Here is a 25,852-nt window from a genome sequence, read left to right on the forward strand (position 1 = left end):
ACGTCAGCGGCCGTTGAACTGCTGGTCGAGCAGGGCGAAGAGCTCGTCCGGGCTCGCGGACTCCAGCCGGGCGGCCGGTTCCGCGGGCGGGGCGGCCCATTCGCGTAGCAGACCGCCCAGCCGGGTCGCCAGGTGTCCGCGTGCGGTGTCGTCCAGCGGGTGCGCGGCCACAACCTGGCGCAGGTGTTCGACGGCGGCGTTCACCGCGTCCTCGCCGTTGCCGTCCGGCGTCGTGCCGGCGCCCGGGCCCGTGCCCGGAGTCGCGTCCAGCGCCAGTTCGGACAGCAGGTGCGCCGCGAGCGCGGCGGGGGTCGGGTAGTCGAAGACCAGGGTCGCCGGCAGGCGCAGGCCGGTCACCTCGGCCAGCCGGTTGCGCAGCTCGACGACCGTGAGCGAGTCGAAGCCGAGCTCCTTGAACGCGCCGTCGGCGTCGATGGCCCCGGCGGCGGACTCGGGGTGGCCCAGCACCAGGGCCGCCTTGACGCGGATCAGGTCGACGAGCCTGCCCGGCCGGTCCGCCTCGGGCAGAGCGGCCAGCTCGCGGCGCCAGGACGCGGAGTCGGGCGTGCCGTGTTCCCGGGTGCCCTGTCCCCGGGTGCCCTGTCCCCGGGTGCCCTGCGCCTGCCTCGGCTCCCGGACAGGCGTACGCACGAGCGAGCGCAGGACGGGCGGCAGCTGACCCGCCCGGGCGATGGAGCGCAGCGCCGGGAAGTCGACGCGGGCCGGCACCACGCAGGCGGTTCCGGCTGTGCCCGCGGCTGTGCTCGCGGCTGTGCTCGCGGCGTCGAACAGCGCCAGGGCCTCCTCCGACGACATCGCGACGACTCCCGCGGCGGCGAGCCGCCTGAGCTCGGTCTCGTCCAGCGCGCTGGTCATGCCGCTGGGCTGCGCCCACTGGCCCCAGGCGAGGGACAGCCCCGGCAGGCCGAGGCCCCGGCGATACTCGGCGAAGGCGTCGAGGAAGGCGTTGGCGGCGGCGTAGTTCGCCTGCCCGGCCCCGCCGAGAACGCCGGACACCGACGAGAACGACACGAATTCGTGCAGCTCGTGGCCGAGGGTCAGCTCGTGCAGGTTGACCACCGCGTCGACCTTGGGCCGCAGCACCCGGTCCAGGCGCTCCGGCGTCAGCGCCGAGACGACGCAGTCGTCGGTGCGGCCCGCCGCGTGGATCACCGTCGTGAGCGGGTGCTCGGCGGGGATGCCGGCCAGCACGTCCGCGAGCGCCGCGCGGTCGGCCGCGTCGCACCGGGCCACGGTCACGTCCGCCCCGAGGGCGGTCAGCTCCTCGACGAGCCGGTCCGCGCCCGGCGTGTCGCCGCCTCTGCGGCCCAGCAGCAGGAGCCGCCTCGCTCCCCGCGCGGTGACCAGGTGCCGGGCCAGCAGGCCGCCCAGCGTGCCGAGCCCTCCGGTGATCAGTACGGTTCCCTCGGCGGGCCCGGCCGGCCGGCCCGCCGCCGCGTCCGACCGGACGTCGGCCTGAACATCGACCCGGACGTCGGCCTGGGCGTCTGAGCGGACGTCCGCCCGGATGTCGGCCCGGACGAGCCGGCCCACGCGGATCACGCCCTCCCGGATCACCACCTGTGGTTCGCCGGACGCCAGCGCGGTGGGCAGCGCGTCGGCGGACCGGGCCGTCCGGTCCATGTCCACCAGCGTGAGCCTGCCGGGGTGCTCGGACTGGGCCGACCGGATCAGGCCCCAGACCGACGCGGCGGCCAGGTCCGGGAGGGCGCCGCCCTCCGGCGCCACCGCGTCGCGGGTCAGGATGACCAGCCGGGAGGCGGCGAACCGCTCGTCGGCCAGCCAGCGCCGGACCAGGGCGAGCACCTCGCCGAGGGACGACCGGACCGCTCCGGCGACGCCCCCGGGAGCACCCGGAGCGGGCTCGGGAAGCGGCACCACGACGTACTCCGGCACGGAAGCACCGAACTCCGGCAACCCGTTGAGCGCATCCGCCAGCCCACCGGCCGCTGAGCCGGTCCGAGCATCCGCCAGAGCGTCGCCCAGCCCGCCGCCTGATGCGTCCGCCGCCGCACTGCTTGCTCCGTCGGCCGCCACCCGGGCCGAGGCGGCGGCCATTGGGCCGGACGGCGTCGCCGGGTGCGGGTAGTGGTGCGCCGCCCAGGGGGCGGGTTCGCCGCCGAGCACCGCGCACCGCTCCGCCCGTACGCGCTGGGCGGGCAGCGGCTGGAGGGCCGGCCAGTCGAGGCGGAAGAGCGAGTCGCGGTGAGGGGCCCGCGCCGCCTGCAGCTGTTCGGCCGTGATCGGGCGGGTCACCAGGGACTCGACGGTCAGGACGGGCTCGCCGGTCTCGTCGGCGGCGAGCATCGCCACGCTCTGGTCACCCGTACGGGAGAAACGGACCCGCAGGGTGCCGGACCCGGCGGCGTGCACCGCGACGCCGTGCCAGGCGAACGGCACCCGCAGTTCCCCGGCCTGTTCTCCGGCCCTGTCCCCGGCCTGTTCCCCTGTCGCCATCTGGCCGGCCGGCATCGCGTGCAGCGCGGCGTCGAACAGCGCGGGGTGGACGCCGTACCCCTGCGGGGCGGCCTGGGCGGCCTCGGGCAGCGTCACCTCGGCGAACAGGACCTCGCCGCGCCGCCACACGCCGCGCAGCCCCCGGAAGGCGGGGCCGTAGTGGAACCCGCCTTCGTCCAGACGGTCGTACACCCCGGTGACGTCGACCGCCGAGGAGCCCGGCGGAGGCCAGGAGCCCCGAAGGTCGTCCCACTCCGGCGCGTCCGGGTCGCCGGGCGCACCTGCCAGCAGGGCGCCTTCCGCATGCCGGGTCCACGGCCCGTCGACGGCGGCGTCACCGGTCTCGTCGCCGGCGGGCCGCGAGTGCAGGGCCAGGGACCGCCGGCCTGTGCCGTCGTCGGGTCCCACGACCATCTGCACGGTCAGGTCCCCTTCGGCGGGGACGACGACGGGCGCGTGCAGGGTCAGTTCCTCGACGCCGCCGAGCCCGGCGCGGGCCGCCGCGTGCGCGGCCAGTTCGACCAGCGCCGTACCTGGCAGCAGGACGGTGCCGGCCACCGCGTGGTCGGGGATCCAGTCGTGGAGGGCGGGTGAGACACGCCCGACGAACACCTCGCCCCCGTCACCCCCGTCGCCCGCGAGGTCGACGGCGGCGTCGAGCAGCGGGTGGCCGGGCTCGGACAGGCCGAGCCCCGCGGCGTCCCCTTCCCTCCGGGCAGGAGCGTCGACCCAGTACCTGCCGTGCTGGAAGGGATAGGTCGGCAGCGACACGCGCCTGGCCGTGGTCCCGGCGTAGAGGGCGGTCCAGTCGACGGTGGCGCCGTGGGTGTACGCCTCGGCCGCCGACGTCACAAACCGAGCGAAACCGCCATCACCCCGGCGCAACGAACCGACCACCCCCGCCTCGACACCCGCCTCCTCGACAACCCCCCGCAACCCCAACCCCAGCACCGGATGCGCCCCACACTCCACGAACAACCGGTAACCATCACCCAGCAACGACCCCACCGCACCCGCGAAATCCACCGGCCGCCGCAAATTCTCAAACCAATAGCCCCCACCCAACTCCTCCCCACCCACCAACCCCCCGGTCACCGTCGAATACACCCCCACCCCACACGCACGCGGCTCCACAAAGGCCAAAGCCTCGGCCACGTCCTCCCGCACCGCCTCCACCTGCGGCGAATGCGACGCATACTCAATCGCCACCCGCGACACCCGCACCCCCACCCCCTCACACCACGCGGTCAACTCCCCCAGCGCCTCCAACTCCCCCGACACCGCACACGACCGCGGCCCGTTCACCGCAGCCACCACCAACCGCCCACCCCACCGCCCCACCAAAACCTCGGCCTCCCCCGCCGAGCACCCCACCGACACCATCCCCCCACGACCCGCCAACACCCGCCGGATCGGACCACCCCGTGCCACCACCAACCGCGCCGCATCCCCCAAACTCAACGCACCCGCCACACACGCCGCCGCGATCTCCCCCTGCGAATGCCCCACCACCGCCGACGGCACCACCCCCACCGACCGCCACACCTCCGCCAGCGACACCATCACCGAGAACAACGCCGCCTGCACCACCTCGTCCCGCTCCAACAAGCCCCCCACACCCCCACCCGCACCCTCGCCGGGGCCACTACCGGGACCGCTGCGCAGCACCTCAAGCAACGGGAAATCCACCAACGGCTCGAACGCCGCCACACACTCCCCCACCCGCGCCGAAAACACCGGCGACTCCACCAGCAACCGCGCCGCCATCCCCACCCACTGCTGCCCCTGACCCGGGAACACGAAGACCGGGCCGCCCTCGGCCACCCGGCCGCGTACGACGCCGGGCGCCTGCCTGCCTTCCGCCAGTGCCGCGAGGCCGTCGGCCATTCCGGCGCGATCCGGCCCGAGCACCACCGCGCGGTGCTCCAGCGCCGACCGGGTCGTCGCCAGGGACCACCCGACGTCGGCGGCGGACGCGTCCGACCCAGCCAGGAAGGCGCGCAGCCGGTCGGCCTGCCCGCGCAGGGCGCGCTCGTCGTGCGCGGTGACGGGCCAGGCGAACATCTCCGGCGTCCCCGGCCCGGTCACGGTGAGCGCCTCCCGGGACGGCTCTCCGGGCAGCTCCCCGGACCGTTCGCCGGACAGCTCGTCGGCCTGTTCCAGGATGACGTGGGCGTTGGTGCCGCTGATGCCGAACGACGACACCGCCCCGCGCCTCGGCCGGTCGGTCCCCGGCCACTCGACCGGCTCGGTCAGCAGCGACACCGCACCCGCCGACCAGTCCACCCGCGAGCTGGGCGTACGGACGTGAAGGGTCCTGGGCAGCACGCCGTGCCGGATGGCCTCCACCGTCTTGATCACCCCGGCGACGCCCGCGGCGGCCTGGGTGTGGCCGATGTTCGACTTCACCGAGCCGAGGAACAGCGGGCGCTCGCGGTCCTGCCCGTACGCCGCCATCAGGGCCTGGGCTTCGATGGGGTCGCCGAGACGGGTACCCGTCCCGTGCGCCTCCACCATGTCCACGTCCGACGGCGCCAGCCCGGCGTCCGCCAGCGCCGCGCGGATCAGCCGCTGCTGGGCCAGGCCGTTCGGGGCGGTGAGGCCGTTGGAGGCGCCGTCCTGGTTCAGGGCGGTGCCCCTGATCACCGCGAGCACCCGGTGGCCGTTGCGCCGGGCGTCCGACAGCCGTTCCAGCAGCACCAGCCCCACGCCCTCGGCCCCCGAGGTGCCGTCGGCGTCGTCGCTGAAGGGCTTGCTGCGCCCGTCCGGCGCGAGCGCGCGCTGCCTGCTGTACTCCACGAAGAGGACGGGGGTCGACATCACCGTCACGCCGCCCGCGAGCGCCATCGCGCACTCTCCCCGGCGGAGTGCCTGGACCGCGAGGTGGATCGCCACGAGCGAGGAGGAGCAGGCGGTGTCCAGGGTGATGGCGGGCCCCTCCAGACCGAAGGTGTAGGCCACCCTGCCGGACGCGAGGCTGCCGGCGCTCCCGTTGCCCAAGTGCCCCTCCACCTCCTTGGGCACGGGCCGCACCCGGACGGCGTAGTCGTTGTACATGACACCGGTGAAGACGCCGGTCTGGCTGCCCCGGACCGACGCCGGGTCGATCCCGGCCCGCTCGAACAGCTCCCAGGAGGTCTCCAGCAGCAGCCGCTGCTGGGTGTCCAGTGTGAGCGCCTCCCGGGGCGAGATGCCGAAGAACTCGGGGTCGAACCCGGCGACGCCGTCCAGGAACCCGCCCTCACGGGCGTAGCTGTGCCCGTGACTGTCCGGGTCGTCGTCGAACAGGTTCGCCAGGTCCCAGCCGCGGTCGTCGGGGAACCCGCCGATCGCGTCCTCGCCGGCGGACACCATCCGCCAGAGGTCCTCGGGGCTGGTGACGCCGCCCGGGTAGCGGCAGCTCATCGCCACGATGGCGACCGGCTCCCGGGACGCGGCCACCTGACGCCGCAGCCGTTCGGTCTCCTTCAGCGAGGTCCTCAGGGCGTCGAGAACGCGGTTGTCCTGGTTGGTCATGGATGGCGCCTTCCGAACGGCTGTTGTCATCAGTCAGTGACGCTGTTGGCCATGGCGATCAGGGCCTCGGCGTCCATCGAGTCGATCTGCTCGTCGTCGTGCCGGCCCTCGGCCCCCTGCTGCCCCGCGAGATGGAGCAGCCGGTCGAGCAGGCCGCTGTCGCGGAGGGTGTCCAGGGGAATCGCCGCGAGGGCGGCGCGGATCCCCGCGTCCCGGGTGGCGGCCTCGTCCGGCGCCGGGGCCAGTTCGGCCAGCAGGAACTCGGCGATCGCGCGGGGGGTCGGGTAGTCGAAGACCAGGCTGGCGGGCAGCTTCAGCCCGGTCGCCGTCCGCAGCCGGTTGCGCAGCTCGACCGCCGTGAGGGAGTCGAATCCGAGGTCCCTGAAGCGCCGGTCCGCCTGCGTGAGATCCCCCGGGCGGTGGCCGAGCACCACCGCCGTCTCGGCGAGGACGGCCCTGACGACCGCCTGCTCGCGCTGCGCCTCGGGAAGGCTCCCGATCCTGCGCAGCAGGCCGTGGCCCCCCGCGCCGTTTCCGTTCCCGCCGCCCGTGCCGCCTGCGTTCGCCGGGCGGGACGCGGCGGGCACGAGGGCCCGGAGCCGCGCGTTCAGCACACCGTCCCGGGCCCGCCCGCGCAGCACCGCGAGGTCGAGCCGCACCGCCACCGGTGCCGGTTCGCCCAGCGCGACCGCGGCGTCGAGCAGTGCGAGGCCCTGCGCCGAGGTCAGCGGGACGACCCCGGACGCGGCCATCCGCCTGCGGTCCTGCTCACCGAGGCCGCCGGTCAGCCCGCTGGTCTCCTCCCACATTCCCCAGGCGACCGACGTGGCCGTCAGCCCGAGGGCCCGGCGGTGCGCGGCCAGCGCGTCCAGGAACGCGTTGGCCGCCGCGTAGTTGCCCTGGCCCGCCGCGCCGAGGACCCCGGCGGCCGAGGAGAACAGCACGAACGCGGTGAGATCGAGGTCTCGGGTGAGCTCGTGCAGGTGTGACGCCGCGTCCACCTTGGCCCGGAACACGGTGTCCAGGCGCTCGGGCGTCAGCGACGCGACCACCCCGTCGTCGAGCGCGCCGGCGGCGTGGACGACCGCGGTGACCGGATGCGCCGCCAGCAGGCCGGCCACGGCGTCCCGGTCACCCAGGTCGGCCGCGACGATCACCGCTTCCGCACCGAGCTCCGCCAGCTCGGCGGCCAGTTTCTCCGCGCCGTCGGCCGCCGGACCGCTCCGGCCGGCCAGCACGAGCCGCCGGACCCCGTGCTCGGCCGCGAGGTGCCGGGCGACCAGCCCGCCCAGCGTGCCGGTGCCACCCGTGATCAGCACGGTTCCGTCCGGGTCCCAGCCACGGCCACCCGTCGCGGCGTCGGTCGCGGCGTCCGGTGCGGGGACGAGGCGCGGCGCGTACGCGACCCCGTCGCGTACGGCGACCTGCGGCTCGTCGTGGGCGGCTGCGGCCTTCAGCGGTTCGGGGCCGGGCTCGTCCACGTCGACGGTCACGAGCTGGAACCGGCCAGGGTGTTCCGCCTGGGCGGACCGCACGAGCCCCCAGGCGGCGGCGCGGGCGAGAGCGGCGGGCTCCGCCTCGGCCGCCTCCCGGCCGACCAGCACCAGCCGCGACTCGTCGAACGCGTCGTCCGCGATCCACGTCTGCACGAGCCGCAGCACGTGGCCGGTCACGGACCGTACGGCGAGGGGGAGACCGGGTTCGGCGGGTGGTTCGGCAGGGCGCTCGATCGGCGCGAACACGACCGCCGGGACCGGCAGCCCGGCCTCGATCGCCGCCCGCAGTTCCGCGATGCCGTCGAAGGCCTCCATCCCGGGGAGGGGTGTGCCGCCGACGACCGCCCAGGGTCCGGCGGCCGGGGTCCCGGGCACCGGCAGCTCTGTCCACTCCGTGCGATAGAGGTGGTCGCCTCTGGGCGGGTCCATCGCGCGGAGGAGCAGCGACGACACCGTGGCCACCGGTTCGCCGAACGCGTCCGTGGCGAGCAGCGCGAACCCGTCCGCGCCGGTGGGGGTGATCCGCACCCGCAGGGCGGTCGCGCCGGTGGCGTGCAGCGCCACGCCGGACCACGAGAACGGCAGCATCGGCGTGTCCGCCTCGGTCACGAGGGCGAGGGGATGCATCGCGGCGTCGAGCAACGCCGGGTGCAGGACGTACCCGGCCGCGTCGAGCTCCCCGAGGGGCTCGATCTCGGCGAAGATCTCCTCGCCGCGCCGCCAGGCGGCCCGTACGCCCTGGAACGCCGGGCCGTACCCCAGCCCGGTGGCGGCGAGACGGTCGTAGAGATCGGCGGGGTCGAGCGGCTCGCCGCCGGGCGGCGGCCACTCGGTGAGGTCGCCGGGCCGCTCCGGGGAGCCGGGCGCGAGGGTCCCGGTGGCGTGCGACGTCCAGTCGCCGCCGTCGGCGCGCGCGTGCACGGCGACGGACCTGCGGCCGTCCTCGTCGCCCGCGCCCACGGTGACCTGGACCTGCGTCGCGCCGTCTCCTTCCAGCACCAGAGGGGCCAGGATGGTGAGCTCCTCGACGAAGGGGCAGCCGGTCTCGCTCCCCGCGCGGCCGGCCCATTCGACGAAGGTCGTGCCGGGCACCACGACCGAGCCCCGGACGGTGTGGCCGGTCAGCCACGGATGCGCGCCGGTGGACACCTTCGCGGTGAAGACGTGCCCGTCGGAGGCCGCGAGCGACACCGCCGCGGACAGCATGGCGTGGTCGACGGAGTCGAGGCCCGCCGACGAGACGTCCGCGGCGCCCCCGGCGTCGAGCCAGTAACGCCGGTGCTGGAAGGCGTACGTCGGCAGGTCCACCCGCCGGCCCGCGCCCTCCAGCGCGGCCCGCCACGCCACACCCGCTCCCGCCGTGTACGCCTCGGCCAGTGAGGTGCGGAGCCGCCGGAGACCGCCGTCGCCGCGCCGCAGCGTCCCGACGGCCGTGACGCCGTCGGCGACGCCCGTCAGCACGGGATGGGCGCTGCACTCGACGAAGACGTGGTCCTCGAACGCGCGCAGCGCCAGGTCGAAGCGGACCGGGCTGCGCAGGTTGCGGTACCAGTACTCCGCGTCCAGCGTCGTGCCCTCGGCGAAGCCGCCGGTGACCGTGGAGAAGAACGGCACCTCCGTGTCGCGGGCCGCCACCGGCCCCAGCGCCTCCAGCAGTTCGTCCTCGATGCTCTCGACGTGAACCGAATGCGAGGCGTAGTCGACGGGGATGCGCCGGGCGCGGTCCCATCGGGCCAGGACCTCCTCCAGCGCCTCCGGGTCGCCGCCGACGACGGTGGCGTGCGGGCCGTTCACGGCCGCGACCGACAACCGGCCGTCCTGACCGGCCAGCCACTCCTCCACCTCGGCGAGCGGCGCGGGCACCGACGCCATGCCGCCGTGTCCCGCCAGGGACCGCGCGATCACCTGGCTGCGCACCGCCACGATCCGGGCGGCGTCCTCCAGGCCGAGCGCGCCCGCCACGCACGCCGCGGCGATCTCTCCCTGCGAGTGGCCGACCACCGCCGAGGGCGTCACCCCGAAGGACCGCCACACCTCGGCCAGCGACACCATCACCGCCCACAGCGCGGGCTGGACCACGTCGACCCGTTCCAGGGCCGCCGCGTCGTCGAGCACGTCTCGCAACGACCAGTCCACGTAGGGGTCCAGCGCCCGCGCGCACTCCTCCAGCCGCGCGGCGAACACCGGCGAGGACTCGGCGAGCTCCACCGCCATCCCGGCCCACTGCGACCCCTGGCCGGGGAAGACGAACACCACGTTCCGATCGCCGTCCGCGGCGGGCACCACCCCGCTCAGCACGTTGGCGGCCGTGTCCTGGCCGACGATCGCGGTCAGGCCGGCCAGCGCCTCCTGCCGGTCGCCGCCGAGCACGACCGCCCGGTCCTCCAGTGCGGCGCGACCGGCCAGCGAGACCGCGACGTCCGTCAGGGCCACCTCCGGCCGTGCTTCCAGGAACGACCGCAGCCGCTCCGCCTGCCCGCGCAGTCCCTCCGCGCCGCGCCCCGACACCAGCAGCGGGACCGGGCCCCGCCACTCCCGCTCCGGCACCGGCGCCTGATCCGGCTCGGGGGCCTGCTCCAGCACCACATGAGCGTTGGTCCCGCTCACCCCGAACGCCGACACACCGACCCGCCGGGGCCCGCCCGTGACCGGCCACTCCACCGGCTCGGTCAGCAGCGACACCGCCCCGGCCGACCAGTCCACGTACGAGCTCGGCGCGCTCACGTTCAACGTCCGGGGCAGCACCCCGTGCCGCATGGCCTGGATCATCTTGATGACCCCGCCGACGCCCGCCGCGGCCCCCGTGTGGCCGATGTTGGACTTCAGCGCGCCCAGCCACAGCGGCCGGTCGCGGTCCTCCCCGAACGTCTCGACCAGCGCCTGCGCCTCGATCGGGTCGCCGAGCCGGGTGCCGGTGCCGTGCGCCTCCACCGCGTCCAGGTCGGACGGCTCCAACCCGGCGTCGGCCAGCGCGGCCCTGATCACCCGCTGCTGCGAGGGACCGTTCGGCGCGGTCAGCCCGTTGGACGCGCCGTCCTGGTTCACCGCCGACCCGCGCAGCACGGCCAGCACCTCGTGCCCGTTGCGCCGGGCGTCCGACAGCCGCTCCAGCAGCACGACCCCGATGCCCTCGGCCCAGGCGGTCCCGTCGGCGTCGTCGCTGAACGGCTTGCACCGCCCGTCGGGCGCCAGCCCGCGCTGCCTGCTGTACTCGACGAAGAACGCCGGGCTCGACATCACCGTCACGCCGCCCGCCAGCGCGAGCGTGCACTCGCCCCGGCGCAGCGACTGCGCGGCCAGGTGCATCGCCACCAGCGACGAGGAGCACGCCGTGTCCACCGTCATCGCCGGGCCCTCCAGACCCAGCGAGTACGCCACCCGCCCGGACGCGATGCTGCCCGTGTTGCCGTTCCCGAGGTAGCCCTCGACGTCCTTGGGCACCCGCCGCATCCGCATGGCGTAGTCACCGGTCATGATCCCGGCGAACACGCCCGTACGGCTGCCGCGCAGCGACCTGGGGTCTATCCCCGCCCGTTCGACGGCCTCCCACGAGGCCTCCAGCAGCAACCGCTGCTGCGGGTCCATCGCGAGCGCCTCACGCGGGGAGATGTCGAAGAAGGCGGCGTCGAAGTCTCCGGCCTCGTGCAGGAACCCGCCCGCGCGCACGTAACTGTGGCCGTGGCTGTCGGGGTCGTCGTCGAACAGGTTCGCCAGGTCCCAGCCGCGGTCGGCCGGGAATGCGGAGATGCCCTCGCGGCCGTCGAGCAGCAACCGCCACAGGTCGTCCGGGGTGCGCACGCCGCCGGGATAGCGGCAGCTCATCCCGACGACGGCGATCGGGTCGTCGGTGGAGCCGACGGCCGGGGCGGCGGCCGGCTCCCGGACGGCGGCCCGCGCCGCCCGCCCCGCGCCGGCGCCGGTCAGCTCCGTCATGAGCCGCTCCGCGAGCGCGGCGGGGCTCGGATGGTCGAAGACGACCGTCGCGGGCAGCTTCAGGCCCAGCTCGGCGTTGAGCGAGTTACGCAGCTCCACCGAGGTGAGCGAGTCGAAGCCCAGCTCGTCGAACGACCTGCCCGCCTCCACCGACTGCGGGCTGTGGTGCCGCAGGACGTCGGCGACGCGCTCACGCACCAGGCGCAGCACCGCGCCCGCCCGCTCGCCCTCGGGCAGGGCCGCCAGCTGACGGCCGTACTCTCCTCCCGCTCCGCCGGAGGCCGCGCGGCGAAGCGGTCCGCGTACGACGCCCCGCAGGAGCGGATGCGCCTCCGACGCCCGCACCCGGGCGGTGTCGAGCCGCGCGGCCACATAGGCCGCCTGCCCGCCCGCCACCCCGGCGTCGAACATCGCCAGCGCCTCGTCCGTGGCCAGCGGGGACAGCCCCGACCTCGCCAGCCTGGCGCGGTCGGCGCCCGCCAGCCCCTCGGTCATGGCGCTGGTCTCGGCCCACTGCCCCCAGGCCAGGGAGGTCGCGGGCAGCCCGTCCGCGCGCCGCGCGCGGGCGATCGCGTCGAGCGCCGCGTTGGCGGCGGCGTAGTTGCCCTGCCCGGCCGCGCCGAACACCCCGGCCGCCGAGGAGAACAGGACGAATGCGGTCAGGTCGCGGCCTCGGGTCAGCTCGTCGAGGTGACGCGCGGCGAGCACCTTCGGGTCGTGGACCCGCGCCATCCGTTCGGGTGTGAGCGACTGGATCACGCCGTCGTCGAGCACGGCGGCGGCGTGCACGACGGCGGTGATCGGGTGGTCGGCCAGCACCCGCGCCAGCGCCTCCCGGTCGGTCACGTCGCACGCGACGACCGTCACCTCGGCCGGCACCTCCTTGACCAGTTCGCGTACTCCCGGGGTCTCCGGCCCTCGGCGACCGGCCAGGACGAGGCGGCGGACCCCGTGCGCGGTGGCCAGGTGCCGGGCGATCAGGCCGCCGAGCGTCCCGGTGCCGCCCGTGATCAGCACGCAGTCGTCCGGCGACCAGACGGAGCCCTCCGCCGTGACCCGCTTCAGGCGGCGGACGAAGACCTCTCCTTCGCGTACGGTCACCTCGGGCTCGTCCATCGCGAGGATCCCGGCGACCAGCCCGTCGACGGCGGTGTCCGCGTCGACCAGGACGATCCGGCCCGGGTGTTCCGCCTGGGCCGACCGGACGAGCCCGGCGACTGCCGCGGCGGCCGGATCGTGATCGGCGTTCGTGGTCACCACCACGAGCCGGGAGCCGGCGAACCGCTCGTCCGCCAGCCACGCCTGCAGGGAGCCCAGCACGTCGCCGGCACCGGTGAGGAGCACCACGTCCGCCGCCTCGGTGCGCTCGTCGACCCGGTCCACCGAAACGATCGTCAGCGGCTCGGCGGCACGCGGTTCGGCGGCGGGGAGTTCCGCGGGCACCCGGTCCACGACGAGCAGGGGGGTGGCGGCGCCGATCCTCTCGGGGACCGGCCGCATGACGACCGACTCCGCCGTCAGCACCGGCCGGCCCTCGTCGTCGGCGAGGTGCAGGGAGAACACGCCGTCGGCGGACGGGGTCAGCCGGGCCCTGACCGTGGTGGCTCCCGCCGCGTGCACCGACACCCGCTGCCAGGCGAAGGGCAGCCGCGGGGTGCCGGTCAGCTCCAGGACGGCGGGCTGCAGGGCCGTGTCCAGCAGCGCCGGGTGCAGCACGAACCCCTCGGACGTGAGCCCGGCGGGCGACGCCGCCTCGGCGAACCACTCGCCGTCCCGCCGCCACGCCCTCCGCAGCCCGCCGAAGGCGGAGCCGTAGTCGTACCCGTGGGCGGCGAGCGCGGCGCGCACCTCGGCGAGGTCGACGGGTGTGGCGTCCGGCGGCGGCCACGGCATCGGCTCGGCGGCGGCGGTGTCGCGGCTCACCGTCCCGGTGGCGTGCCGGGTCCACTCCGTCTCGCCGCTCGCGCGGGAGTGCACGGCGAGCGAGCGGCGCCCGGAGTCGTCGGGGGCGCCGACGCCGACCTGGATGTCGACCAGGCCGCCGTCCCGGAACACCAGGGGGTTTTCGAGCGTGAGCTCGTCGACCATCGTGCAGCCGGCCTCGTCGGCGGCCCGGACGGCCAGCTCGACGAACGCCGTGCCGGGCAGGAGCACGGTACCCAGCACCCGGTGATCGGCGATCCACTGCCGCGTGCCGGTGGACAGCCGGCCGGTGAGCAGCACGCCGCCGGAGCCGGCCAGCCGGGTCGTCGCGTCCACCATCGTCTGCGAGGCGGACGCGCCGTCGAGCCAGAAGCGCCGGTGCCGGAAGGCGTACGTCGGCAGGTCCACCCGCCGGCCCGCGCCCTCCAGTGCGCTCCGCCAGTCGACCGGGACGCCCCGCACGTGGGCCTCGGCCAGCGACGTCAGGAGTCTGCCGACGCCGCCGTCGCCGCGTCGCAGGGACCCCACCGACACGACGTCCGTGCCCGCTGTGACCACCGGGTGAGCGCTGCACTCGACGAAGACGTGGTCGGCCAGCGCGCGCAGCGCCAGGTCGAAGCGGACCGGGCTGCGCAGGTTCCCGTACCAGTACTCCGCGTCCAGCGCCGCGCCCTCGACGAAGCCGCCGGTGACCGTGGAGAAGAACGGCACCTCGCCGTCGCGGGCCGCCACCGGCCCGAGCACCTCCAGCAGTTCGTCCCGCACCGCCTCGGTCTGCGGGGTGTGCGACGCGTAGTCGATCAGCACCCGCCGGGCGCGGTCCCATCGGGCCAGGACCTCCCCCAGGGCCTCCGGGTCGCCGCCGACCACGGTGGCGTGCGGGCCGTTCACGGCCGCGACCGACAACTGCCCGTCCCGACCGGCCAGCCACTCCTCCACCTCGGCGAGCGGCGCGGGCACCGACACCAGGCCGCCCCGGCCGGACAGCGAGCGGCCGATCACCTGGCTGCGCAGGACCGTGACGCGCACGGCCTCCTCCAGGCTGAGCGCGCCCGCCACGCACGCCGCGGCGATCTCCCCCTGCGAGTGCCCGACCACCGCCGACGGCGTCACCCCGAACGACCGCCACACCTCCGCCAGCGACACCATCACCGCGAACAGCGCCGGCTGCACGACGTCGACCCGCCGCAGGACTTCGGCGTCGCCCAGCACGTCCCGCAACGACCAGTCCACGTAGGGGCTCAGCGCCCGCGCGCACTCCTCCAGCCGCGCGGCGAACACCGGCGACGACTCGGCGAGCTCCACCGCCATCCCCGCCCACTGCGACCCCTGGCCGGGGAAGACGAACACCACGCCCCGGTCGCCGTCCGGACCGTCCAGGCCGGCCGGGCCCCGCACCACACCGGCCGCCGACGCGCCGCGCGCCACCGCCGCCAGACCGGCCAGCGTCTCGTCCCGGTCGCCGCCGAGGACGACGGCGCGGTCCTCCAGCGCGGCGCGACCGGCCAGCGAGACCGCCACATCGGTCAGGGCCACCTCCGGCCGTGCTTCCAGGAACGACTTCAGCCGCTCCGCCTGCCCGCGCAACCCCTCCGCGCCACGCCCCGACACCAGCAGCGGGACCGGGCCCCGCCACTCCCGCTCCGGAGCCCGCTCAGGCCCGGCTTCCGGGGCCTGCTCCAGCACCACATGGGCGTTGGTCCCGCTCACCCCGAACGCCGACACGCCCACCCGCCGGGGCCCGCCCGTGACCGGCCACTCCACCGGCTCGGTCAGCAGCGACACCGCCCCGGCCGGCCAGTCCACGTGCGGCGAGGGCTCGTCGGCGTGCAGCGTCCTGGGCAGCACCCCGTGCCGCAGGGCCTCGACCATCTTGATCACACTGGCGACGCCCGCGGCCGCCTGCGTGTGGCCGATGTTGGACTTCAGCGCGCCCAGCCACAGCGGCCGGTCGCGGTCCCGCCCGAACGTCTCGACCAGCGCCTGCGCCTCGATCGGATCGCCGAGCGTGGTGCCGCTTCCGTGCGCCTCCACCGCGTCCAGGTCGGACGGCTCCAGGCCCGCGTCGGCCAGCGCGGCCCGGATCACCCGCTGCTGGGACGGCCCGTTCGGCGCGGTCAGCCCGTTGGACGCGCCGTCCTGGTTCACCGCCGACCCGCGCATCACGGCCAGCACCTCGTGCCCGTTGCGCCGGGCGTCCGACAGCCGCTCCAGCAGGAGCATGCCGACTCCTTCGGCCCAGCCCGTGCCGTCGGCGGACGCCCCGAAGGACCGGCACCGGCCGTCCGGGGAGAGCCCGCGCATGCGGCTGAACTCGAAGAACACGCCAGGGTTCGCCATCACCGCCGCGCCCCCGGCCAATGCCAGCGTGCACTCGCCCCGGCGCAGCGACTGCGCGGCCAGGTGCATCGCCACCAGCGACGAGGAGCACGCCGTATCCACCGTCAGCGCCGGGCCCTCCAGCCCCAGCGAGTACGCCACCCGCCCGGACAGGACGGCGTCCAGATTGCCGGTGACGACGTGGCCCTCCAGTTCCGCGGGCACCTCCTCCAGCCTCGGCCCGTACTCCTGGCTGCTCGATCCGACGAACACGCCGGTGCTCGTGCCGTTCAGCGCCGTCGGGTCGATCCCGGCCCGCTCGAAGGCCTCCCAGGAGGTCTCCAGCACCAGGCGCTGCTTGGGGTCCATCACCAGGGCCTCGCGCGGCGCGATCCGGAAGAACGCGGCGTCGAAGCCGGCGACGTCCGCCACGAAGCCGCCGTGCCGCACATAGGTCGTGCCGGGGTGGTCGGGGTCGGGGTGGTAGATCGCTTCGAGGTCCCAGCCGCGGTCGCGCGGGAACTCCGTGATCGCGTCCACCCCCTGGTCCACCAGCCGCCACAGGTCCTCCGGCGACCGGACCCCGCCGGGAAAACGGCAGCTCATCCCGACGATGGCGATCGGCTCGTCGGCGACGGCCCCGATCGTGGCGGTGGGACGCGACTCGGCCGCGTCGCCGTACATGCGCGTCAGCAGGTGGGTGGTGAGCGCCTCAGGCGTCGGGTAGTCGAAGACGAGGCTGCTCGGCAGGGTGAGCCCCGTCGCCACCGCCAGCCTGGTCCGCATGTCCACGGCGGTCAGGGAGTCGAAGCCCATCTCCCGGAACGTCCGTCCCGTCACCTTCGCCGCGTCGGTGTGCCCGAGCACCGCGGCGACCGTGCCGGACACCAGTTCGCGTACGGCCCTGCGGCGGTCGGCCGCCGCGACCACGCCGAGCCCGGCGGACGACACGGGCGCCGCGGGCGCCGGGGAGAGCGCCCTGCGGACCTCGGGCAGTTCGGAGATCAGCGGGCTCGGCCTGCCGACCGTGAACGCCGGGGCGAACGCGGCCCAGTCCACGTCGGCGACCGAGAGGAAGGTCTCGTCGTCCGACAGCGCCTCGTAGAACGCCGTGAGCGCGTCGCCGGAGCGCATCGGCCGCAGGCCGAGCCGCTCCAGCCGCTCCCCCATGCCGTCGGCGCCGCTCTCGCTGCCGGCCCACACGCCCCAGGCCAGGGACACCGCGCGCAGCCCGCGCGACCTGCGCCGCACGGCCAGCGCGTCGAGCACGGCGTTCGCGGCCGCGTAGGCGCCCTGCCCGCCGCCGCCCCACACGCCCGCTCCCGAGGAGATCAGCACGAAGCCGTCGAGATCCCGGTCGAACAGCTCGTCCAGGTTCTCCGCCCCCACCGCCTTGCCGCGCATCACCTCGGCGGCCTCGGCCGGGGTCAGGTCCTCCAGGTCCCGCCAGTGCGGGATCCCGGCCGCGTGCACCACCGTACGAATCGGGCCGTCCGTCTCCACCGAGGCGACGAACTCCGCGAGGGCGGCGCGGTCGGCGGCGTCGCACGCGGCGATCGTGACCCGCGCGCCGAGCGCGGTCAGCTCGGCCACGAGGTCGGCGGCGCCCGGCGCGTCCGGGCCGCGCCGCCCGGTCAGCACCAGGTGCTCGGCGCCGTCGGCGGCGAAGCGACGGGCGATCCGCGCGCCGACGTTCCCGGTGCCGCCGGTGATCAGCACGGTCCCCCGGGGCCGCCAGGTGGCCTGCGTCCGGTCCGCGCGGGGAGCCCGGGTCAGCCGCCTGCCGAGGACCCCCTCGCGCCGGATCGCGACCTGGTCCTCGCCGCCGGCGGCCAGCACGGCCGCCAGCCGCCGGTAGACCGCCGCGTCGGTGTCGGTGCCGGTGTCGTCCGGCAGGTCGACCAGGCCGCCCCAGCGGCCGGGGTGCTCCAGCGCGGCGACCAGGCCGAGGCCCCAGACGGCCGCCTGACGCGGGGACGGGGAGTCCACGGCCACCGCGCCGCGGGTGGCGACCCACAGCGGCGCCGCCAGACCGGCCTGGATCAGGGAGAGCGTGACGCCGAAGGGGTCGGGGTCGGTGAGCGCGGCGAGCGAGAGCACGCCGGCCAGGCCGGGGGTGCGGGCCGCGACCTCCGGCAGCGACTCCACGGGGACGGCGGCCGCGGTCGCGCCGGCGGCGGCCAGTGATGCGGTGACCAGCGCGGCCGTGACCGGGCCGGCCGGCTCGTCCCCCGTGGCCACGAGCCAGGTCCCGCGCAGCCGGGGCGCCTCGTCCTCCGCGACGGCCCGCCATTCGACCCGGTAGCGCCAGTCGTCCACGGGAGAGGCGGCCGGTGGGACGGGGGTGTCGAGCCAGTAGTGCTCCCGCTGGAACGCGTAGGTCGGCAGGCCCACCACGCGGGGCTCCGGGCCGAAGGCCGGCGTCCAGTCGACCGGCGCGCCGCGCGTCCACGCCTCCGCCGCCGAGGTGAGGAAGCGCCGGGGCCCGCCGTCGTCGCGGCGGAGCGATCCCACGGCGGCGACGTCCCGCCCGGCCCGTTCCGCGAGGTCCGAGAGGCCCGCCGTCAGCACGGGGTGCGGGCTCGCCTCGACGAACGCGTTGACGCCGTCGTCGAGCAGGGAGCCCACGGCGGCGTCGAGGCGGACGGGTTCGCGCAGGTTGCGGAACCAGTAGCCGGCGTCGAGCCCGGCCGTGTCCAGGCGCTGCCCGGTCACGGTCGAGTAGAACGGCACGTCGCAGGTTTGGGGGGTGACGGGGGCGAGGACTTCGGCGAGTTCGTCGCGGATGGCCTCCACGTGTGCCGAGTGGGAGGCGTAGTCCACCGGGAGCACCTTGACGTCCGCCGGGATCGCCTTCACCTCGGCCGCCAGCCGGCGTATCGCCTCGGCGTCACCCGACACCACCGTCGCCGACGGCCCGTTGACCGCCGCGACCTCAACCCTGCCCTCCCACCCCGCAAGCAGCGACCGCACCCGCTCCACCGGCAACGCCACCGACGCCATACCGCCACGCCCCGCCAGCGACCGCGCGATCACCTGACTGCGCACCGCCACCACCCGCGCCGCGTCCTCCAGACTCAGCGCACCCGCCACACACGCCGCCGCGATCTCCCCCTGCGAATGCCCCACCACCGCCGACGGCACCACACCGAACGACCGCCACACCTCCGCCAGCGACACCATCACCGCCCACAACGCGGGCTGCACCACATCCACCCGCTCCAACGCCGCCGCGTCATCGAGCACGTCCCGCAACGACCAGTCCACGTAAGGGCTCAGCGCCCGCCCGCACTCCGCCAACCGCCCGGCGAACACCGGCGACCACTCCGCCAGCTCCACCGCCATCCCCGCCCACTGCGACCCCTGACCGGGGAACACCAGCGCGACGCGCCGCGGCTCGCTCCCGCCGCCCCGCACGACGTCCGCGCCGGAGAGCAGTTCCGCCCGCCCGGCGCCGAGCAGCACCGCGCGGTACGGCAGCGTGGCCCGGGTCGTGGCCAGCGAGTATCCGACGTCGGCCGGCGCGAGGTCCGGGCCGGCCTCGACGAACTCCTTCAGCCGTTCCGTCTGGGCGTCCAGCGCGGCGGCGCTCCGTGCGGAGACCACCCACGGCACGATCGCCGGCGCCGTGCGGTCGCCGTCGGTCTCAGACATTCGTCTCCCCCTGTTCCAGCACGACATGTGCGTTCGTCCCGCTCACCCCGAACGCCGACACGCCCGCGCGGCGTGGCCGGCCGGCCTCCGGCCAGGCCGTGTGCCCGGTGAGCAGCTCGACCGCGCCCAGAGACCAGTCCACGTTCGGGGTGGGCTCGTCGACGTGCAGCGTCTTGGGCAGCACCCCGTGGCGCATGGCCTCGACCATCTTGATGACGCCGCCGACCCCGCTGGCGGCCTGCGTGTGGCCGATGTTCGACTTCAGCGACCCCAGCAGCAGCGGCCGCTCGCGGCCCTGCCCGTACGTCGCCAGCAACGCCTGGGCCTCGATCGGGTCGCCCAGGGTCGTCCCGGTGCCGTGCGCCTCGACCGCGTCGACGTCGGCGGCGGACAGGCTGGCGTCCGCGAGCGCGGTATTGATCACCCGCTGCTGCGACGGCCCGTTCGGCGACGACAGGCCGTTGGACGCGCCGTCCTGGTTCACCGCGCTTCCCCTCAGCAGCGCCAGCACGGGATGCCCGTTCCGGCGCGCGTCCGACAGGCGTTCCAGCACGAGGACGCCGGCCCCCTCGCCCCAGGAGGTGCCGTCGGCGGCGGCGGCGAACGGCTTGCACCGGCCGTCCCGGGCGAGACCACGCTGGCGGCTGAACTCCACGAAGAGCAACGGGCTGGACATGACGGTCACGCCGCCGGCCAGCGCGAGCGTGCACTCGCCCCGGCGCAGCGACTGCGCCGCGAGGTGCAGCGCCACCAGCGACGACGAACACGCGGTGTCCACGGTCAGGGCCGGGCCCTCCAGGCCCAGCGTGTAGGCGACCCGCCCGGACGCGACGCTGACCGCGAACCCGCTGGCCAGGTAGCCCTCGTACTCGCCCGACCCCTCCGGGGCGTTCAGCTGCCGCGCGCCGTAGGTGCTGTTCATCACGCCGGCGAACACACCGGTCCGGCTGCCGCGGACGCTGTCCGGGTTGATCCCGGCCCGCTCCAGGGCCTCCCACGCGGCCTCCAGCAGCAGCCGCTGCTGCGGGTCCATCGCGGTGGCCTCGCGCGGGGAGATCCCGAAGAACCCGGCGTCGAACCGGGTCGCGTCGGTCAGGAACCCTCCCTCGCGTACGTAGCTGCGGCCGGGCCGGTCCGGATCGTCGTCGAACAGGTTCGCCAGATCCCATCCCCGGTCGGTGGGGAAGCCGGTGATCGCGTCGCCGCCGGACGCGACCAGCCGCCACAGATCCTCGGGTGACCGGACCCCGCCGGGAAAGCGGCAGCTCATGCCGACGACCGCGATGGGCTCGTCGGACCGGGCGGCGACGGCGACCGGACCCACCGGCTCCGCGCGCCCGCCCGGCGACCCGGCCGCGAGCGCCCCCGCGATGGCGTCCGCGACCGCCCGTGGCGTCGGCCGGTCGAAGACGAGCGTCGCCGGCAGCCGCAGCGCGAACTGCCTGTTCAGCCTGTTGCGCAGCTCCACGGCGGTGAGCGAGTCGAAGCCCATCTCCTTGAAGGCCCGGTCGCCGTCGACCTCGGCGGCCGAATCGTGCCCGAGGATTCCGGCGACGTGGTCGCGGACCAGGCGCAGCACGGCGTCGAGGCGTTCGGCCGCGGGCAGGGCGGCGACGCGGCTCGCCGTGTCGCTCCCCATGTCGTTCCCCGTGCCCCCCGCGACGTCTCCGCCGGACGCCCCGGCCTCCCGCCGCACCGGTGTCCGTACGAGGGCGCGCAGCATCGCGGGCACCTCGGCCGACGCCGCCCGCGTACGCAGCGCGGCGGGGTCCAGCCGGGCGACGACGGGAGTGCCCACGCCCGTGGCGAGGCCGGCGTCGAAGAGGGCGAGCGCGTCCTCGGTGGACATCGGGGCGATGCCGAGCCGGACCTGCCTGGCCCGGTCGGTGCCGGTCCGGTGGCCGGTCATGCCGCTCTCCTCCGACCACAGGCCCCAGGCGAGCGACGTCGCGGGCAGGCCCTCGGCGCGGCGGGCGGCGGCGAGGGCGTCCAGGGCGCAGTTGGCCGCCGCGTAGTTGCCCTGGCCCGGCGCGCCGAACACCCCGGCGACCGACGAGCACAGGACGAACGCGGTCAGGTCCCGGTCGCGGGTGAGCTCGTGCAGGTGGACCGCGGCGGTCACCTTGGCCGCGCGCACGGTCTCCAGCCGCTCGGCCGTCAGCGCCTGGACCACCCCGTCGTCGAGCACGGCCGCGGCGTGCACGACCGCCGTGACCGGGTGGTCCTCCAGGACCGCGCCCAGGGCGTCGCGGTCGGTGACGTCGCAGGCCACGACCGCGACCTCGGCGCCCAGCTCGTCCGTCAGCTCGTCGCGGAGCCCGGCGGCGCCCGGCGCGTCCGGGCCGCCGCGGCTGACCAGCACCAGGCGGTGCACGCCGTGGGCGCGCACCAGGTGGCGGGCCAGGGCCGCGCCGACCGTTCCGGTGCCCCCGGTGATCAGTACGCGGTCCCGGTCGCTCCACGGGGCACCGTCCAGCGCGGGCCCGGGCCCGGGCTCGGGCTCGGGTTCGGTGAGGCGCAGGCGCGGCGCCTCGAACACCCCGTCGCGCACCCAGACCTCGGGTTCGCCGGTGGCGAGGATCTCGGCGGCCCGGCCGGCGATCGCGTCCGGGTCGTCGGTGTCCACCAGGACGAAGCGGTCCGGATGCTCCGTGATGGCCGACCGCATCAGTCCCCGCACCTCGGCCTGGCCGAGGTCCGTCCCGGCGTTCCGCGTGACGACCATCAGGCGTGACGACGGGGGGCGCTCGCCGGCCAGCCAGGCCTGCGCCACCTCCAGGACCCGTTCGGCCGGGGCCGCGAGCAGCAGCACGACGTCGGCCGCCGGCTCCGGCTCGCCGAGCTCAGCCGCGGCGTGGACGACGGCCGTCGTCACGGCCGGGTGATCCTCGGGAGGCGTGACCGTTGCGGGCCGGATCGCGTACGGCCGGGCGGCCGGACGGCCGAAGAGCCCAGCGGTCGCGGGCCGGGAGACGAGCGAGCCGGCGGTCAGCACCGGCCTGCCCTCGCCGTCGGCGAACTCGACCGACAGTCCGGTGTCCGCGGGCGCCAGGCGGGCGCGGAGCGTGGTGACCCCGGTGCGGTGGAGGGCGATGTTCCGCCACGAGAACGGCAGCTCCAGGGTGTCGACGACGATGCCGTGCAGCGCGGCGTCGAGCAGGGCGGGGTGCACGCCGAACCCGTCGCCCGGCACGCCCTCCGGCAGGGCGGCCTCCGCGAAGATCTCCTCCCCTCGCCGCCAGGTCCGGCGCAGGCCCCGCAGGGCCGGGCCGTAGTCGTACCCCTGCGCGGCCAGCCGCGCGTAGACGTCGGCGGCGCCGGTCCCGCCGGAGGCCGGCGGCCAGTCCGTGAGCCCCGTACCGGACTGTGTGCCGGGCGGGGCGCCGGTGGCGAGGACCCCGGTGACGTGCGTCGTCCATCCGGCCTCGTCGAGTGCCCGCTCGTCCCTGGAGTAGACCGTGATCGTGTGCCGTCCCGCGTCGTCGGGAGGGGTGACCGCCACCCGCAGCCGTACGGCCCCGCCGTCGGCCGGCAGCGTGAGCGGGGTCTGCACGACCAGCTCCTCGACCAGGTCACGGCCGAGGCGGCCGCCCAGGTGGAGCGCCAGCTCCAGGAACGCCGTCGCCGGCACCGGGACGATCCCCTGCACGGCGTGGTCGGCCAGCCAGGGCTGTGTGGCGAGGGAGAGTCGTGAGGTGTAGAGGAACCCGCCCGGCTCGGGCAGCTCGACCTCGGCGCCCAGCAGCGGGTGCCCGGCCGCCGACAGGCCCAGATCGGCCGCGTCGGCGGCTCCGGCCCGGCCGCCGCCGACCCAGTAGCGCCGGCGCTGGAAGGCGTAGGCCGGCAGGTCCACCCGAGGGCCCGCGCCGGCCAGGTGACCCCGCCAGTCGACGGGCACGCCGTTCGCGTGCGCCTCCGCCACGGACAGGAGGAACCTGCCGCCGCCTCCGCTGCCGCGTGACAGCGAGCCGACCGAGGTGACGTCGACCGCCGGAGTGAGCACCGGGTGAGGGCTGCACTCGATCATCACGTGGTCGTCGAACATCCGGGCGGCGTCCTGGAAGCGGACCGCCCGGCGCAGGTTCTGGTACCAGTACTCCGCGTCCAGCGAGGCGCCGTCGGCGAAGTCGCCGGTCACCGTCGAGAAGATCGGCACGTCGCAGGTTTGGGGGGTGACGGGGGCGAGGACTTCGGCGAGTTCGTCGCGGATGGCCTCCACGTGTGCCGAGTGGGAGGCGTAGTCCACCGGGAGCACCTTGACGTCCGCCGGGATCGCCTTCACCTCGGCCGCCAGCCGGCGTATCGCCTCGGCGTCACCCGACACCACCGTCGCCGACGGCCCGTTGACCGCCGCGACCTCAACCCTGCCCTCCCACCCCGCAAGCAGCGACCGCACCCGCTCCACCGGCAACGCCACCGACGCCATACCGCCACGCCCCGCCAGCGACCGCGCGATCACCTGACTGCGCACCGCCACCACCCGCGCCGCGTCCTCCAGACTCAGCGCACCCGCCACACACGCCGCCGCGATCTCCCCCTGCGAATGCCCCACCACCGCCGACGGCACCACACCGAACGACCGCCACACCTCCGCCAGCGACACCATCACCGCCCACAACGCGGGCTGCACCACATCCACCCGCTCCAACGCCGCCGCGTCATCGAGCACGTCCCGCAACGACCAGTCCACGTAAGGGCTCAGCGCCCGCCCGCACTCCGCCAACCGCCCGGCGAACACCGGCGACCACTCCGCCAGCTCCACCGCCATCCCCGCCCACTGCGACCCCTGACCGGGGAAGACGAACACCACACCCGGACGGCCGCCCGCGGCCCGCACCACCCCGCTCACCACGCCGGCGGCCGCGCCGCCGTCGCCGATCGCGGCCAGGCCCGCGAGCAGACCGGCCCGATCGCTCGCGACCACCGCCGCGCGGTGCGACAGCGCGGCCCGGGAGGCCAGCGCCGCGGCGACGCCGGACACGGGCAGTCGCTCGTGCTCGTCCAGGAACGACCTGAGGCGCCGCGCCTGGGCGCGCAGGCCCTCCTCACCCGCGCCCGACAGGACGAACGGGAACGGCCCCCCGGAGCGCGCGGCAGGGTGGACGGGAGGCTGGGAGGCGGGAGCGGGGCCGGCCGGTTCGTCCGGCGCCTCCTCGATGACCACGTGGGCGTTCGTGCCGCTGAGCCCGAAGGAGGACACGCCTGCGCGCCGCACCCGCTCTCCGGCGGGCCACCCGCGCTCCTCGGACAGCAGCCGCACCGCGCCGGCGTCCCAGTCGATGTGCGGGGAGGGCTCGTCCGCCCACAGCGTCCGGGGCAGCGTCTCGTGCCGCATCGCCAGCACCATCTTGATCACGCCGGCCACGCCGGCCGCCGCCTGGGTGTGGCCGATGTTCGACTTCACCGACCCCAGCCACACCGGCCGGTCGTCGGAGCGGCCGGCGCCGTACGTCGCCAGCAGGGCCTGGGCCTCGATCGGGTCGCCCAGCCGGGTGCCGGTGCCGTGCGCCTCCACCGCGTCGACGTCGGCGGGCGACAGGCCCGCGTTGTCGAGGGCGTCCCGGATCACCCGCTGCTGCGAGGGGCCGTTCGGCGCGGTCAGCCCGCTGCTCGCGCCGTCCTGGTTCACCGCCGAGCCGCGCACGACCGCGAGCACCCGGTGCCCGTTGCGCCGGGCGTCGGACAACCGCTCCAGCACCAGCACGCCCGCGCCCTCCGCGGGCCCGAAACCGTCCGCCGCCGCGCCGAACGCCTTGCACCGCCCGTCGGCGGAGAACGCCCGCTGGCGCGAGAAGGTGACGATGGTCGCCGGGCTGGACATGACCGTGCACCCGCCCGCCAGCGCGAGGGCGCAGTCTCCCTGCCGCAGTCCCTGTACGGCGAGGTGCAGCGCCACCAGCGACGACGAGCACGCCGTGTCCACCGTGACGGCGGGCCCCTCCAGCCCGAGCACGTAGGCGAGGCGGCCCGAGGCGATGCTCGTCGAGTTGCCGGTGGCCGCGAAGTCCTGCACGTCCTGCGGCGCCCGCAGGGGGTCGGTGAGGTACTCCGAAGGAAGGACGCCGAAGTACACCCCGGTGCGGCTGCCCCGGAGGGAGGCCACGTCCAGGCCCGCCCACTCCAGCGCCTCCCACGACGACTCCAGCAGCAGCCGCTGCTGCGGGTCCATGGCCAGCGCCTCACGCGGGGAGATCCCGAAGAACCCCGCGTCGAAGTGGGCGGCCTGCGGGAGGAACCCGCCCGCCCGTACGTAGGTCTTCCCTGGCGCGTCCGGGTCAGGGTCGTAGAGCCGCTCGACGTCCCAGCCGCGGTCGCCGGGGAATCCGCGGACGGCGTCGCGGCCCTCCGACAGGATCGTCCACAGCGCCTCCGGGGAGTCCGCCCCGCCGGGGAGGCGGCAGGCCATCCCGACGATCGCGATGGGCTCCCGGCTCCGCGCGGCGAGCAGCCGGTTCTCCTCCCGCAGCCGTTCGGCCTCCTTCAGCGAGGAGCGCAGGGCCCGCACTACCTCTTCGAGGGATGCGTTCATCGTC

General features: G+C 75.6%; 3 protein-coding genes. All 3 read right to left on the reverse strand.

All coding sequences use genetic code 11. The features are described from left to right. Nucleotides 1-3 precede the first annotated feature (3 nt). From FED44_RS26730 to FED44_RS26740, 3 genes are read right to left on the reverse strand one after another with little or no spacing between them, the layout of a single operon-like run. Nucleotides 4-5,994 (reverse strand): type I polyketide synthase, encoded by a 5,991-nt coding sequence (locus FED44_RS26730; RefSeq protein ID WP_138462438.1) that lies wholly within the window; start codon nt 5,992-5,994, stop codon nt 4-6. Nucleotides 5,995-6,023: 29 nt separating this feature from the next. After that, nucleotides 6,024-19,319, reverse strand: coding sequence for a type I polyketide synthase (locus FED44_RS26735; RefSeq protein WP_167521602.1), 13,296 nt, complete (start codon nt 19,317-19,319; stop codon nt 6,024-6,026). Continuing rightward, entirely contained in the window at nt 19,312-25,848 is a 6,537-nt protein-coding gene (locus tag FED44_RS26740) for a type I polyketide synthase (protein WP_138462440.1), read from the reverse strand. Before FED44_RS26740 ends, FED44_RS26735 begins: the two co-directional genes overlap by 8 nt. Nucleotides 25,849-25,852 lie beyond the last annotated feature (4 nt).

The sequence above is a fragment of the Microbispora triticiradicis genome (assembly GCF_005864065.1).
GTDB lineage: Bacteria > Actinomycetota > Actinomycetes > Streptosporangiales > Streptosporangiaceae > Microbispora > Microbispora triticiradicis.

Coding starts and splice junctions, on each gene's coding strand:
- FED44_RS26740 (WP_138462440.1), bottom strand. CDS start 25,848: ATGAACGCATCCCTCGAAGAGGTAGTGCGGGCCCTGCGCTCCTCGCTG.
- FED44_RS26735 (WP_167521602.1), bottom strand. CDS start 19,319: ATGTCTGAGACCGACGGCGACCGCACGGCGCCGGCGATCGTGCCGTGG.
- FED44_RS26730 (WP_138462438.1), bottom strand. CDS start 5,994: ATGACCAACCAGGACAACCGCGTTCTCGACGCCCTGAGGACCTCGCTG.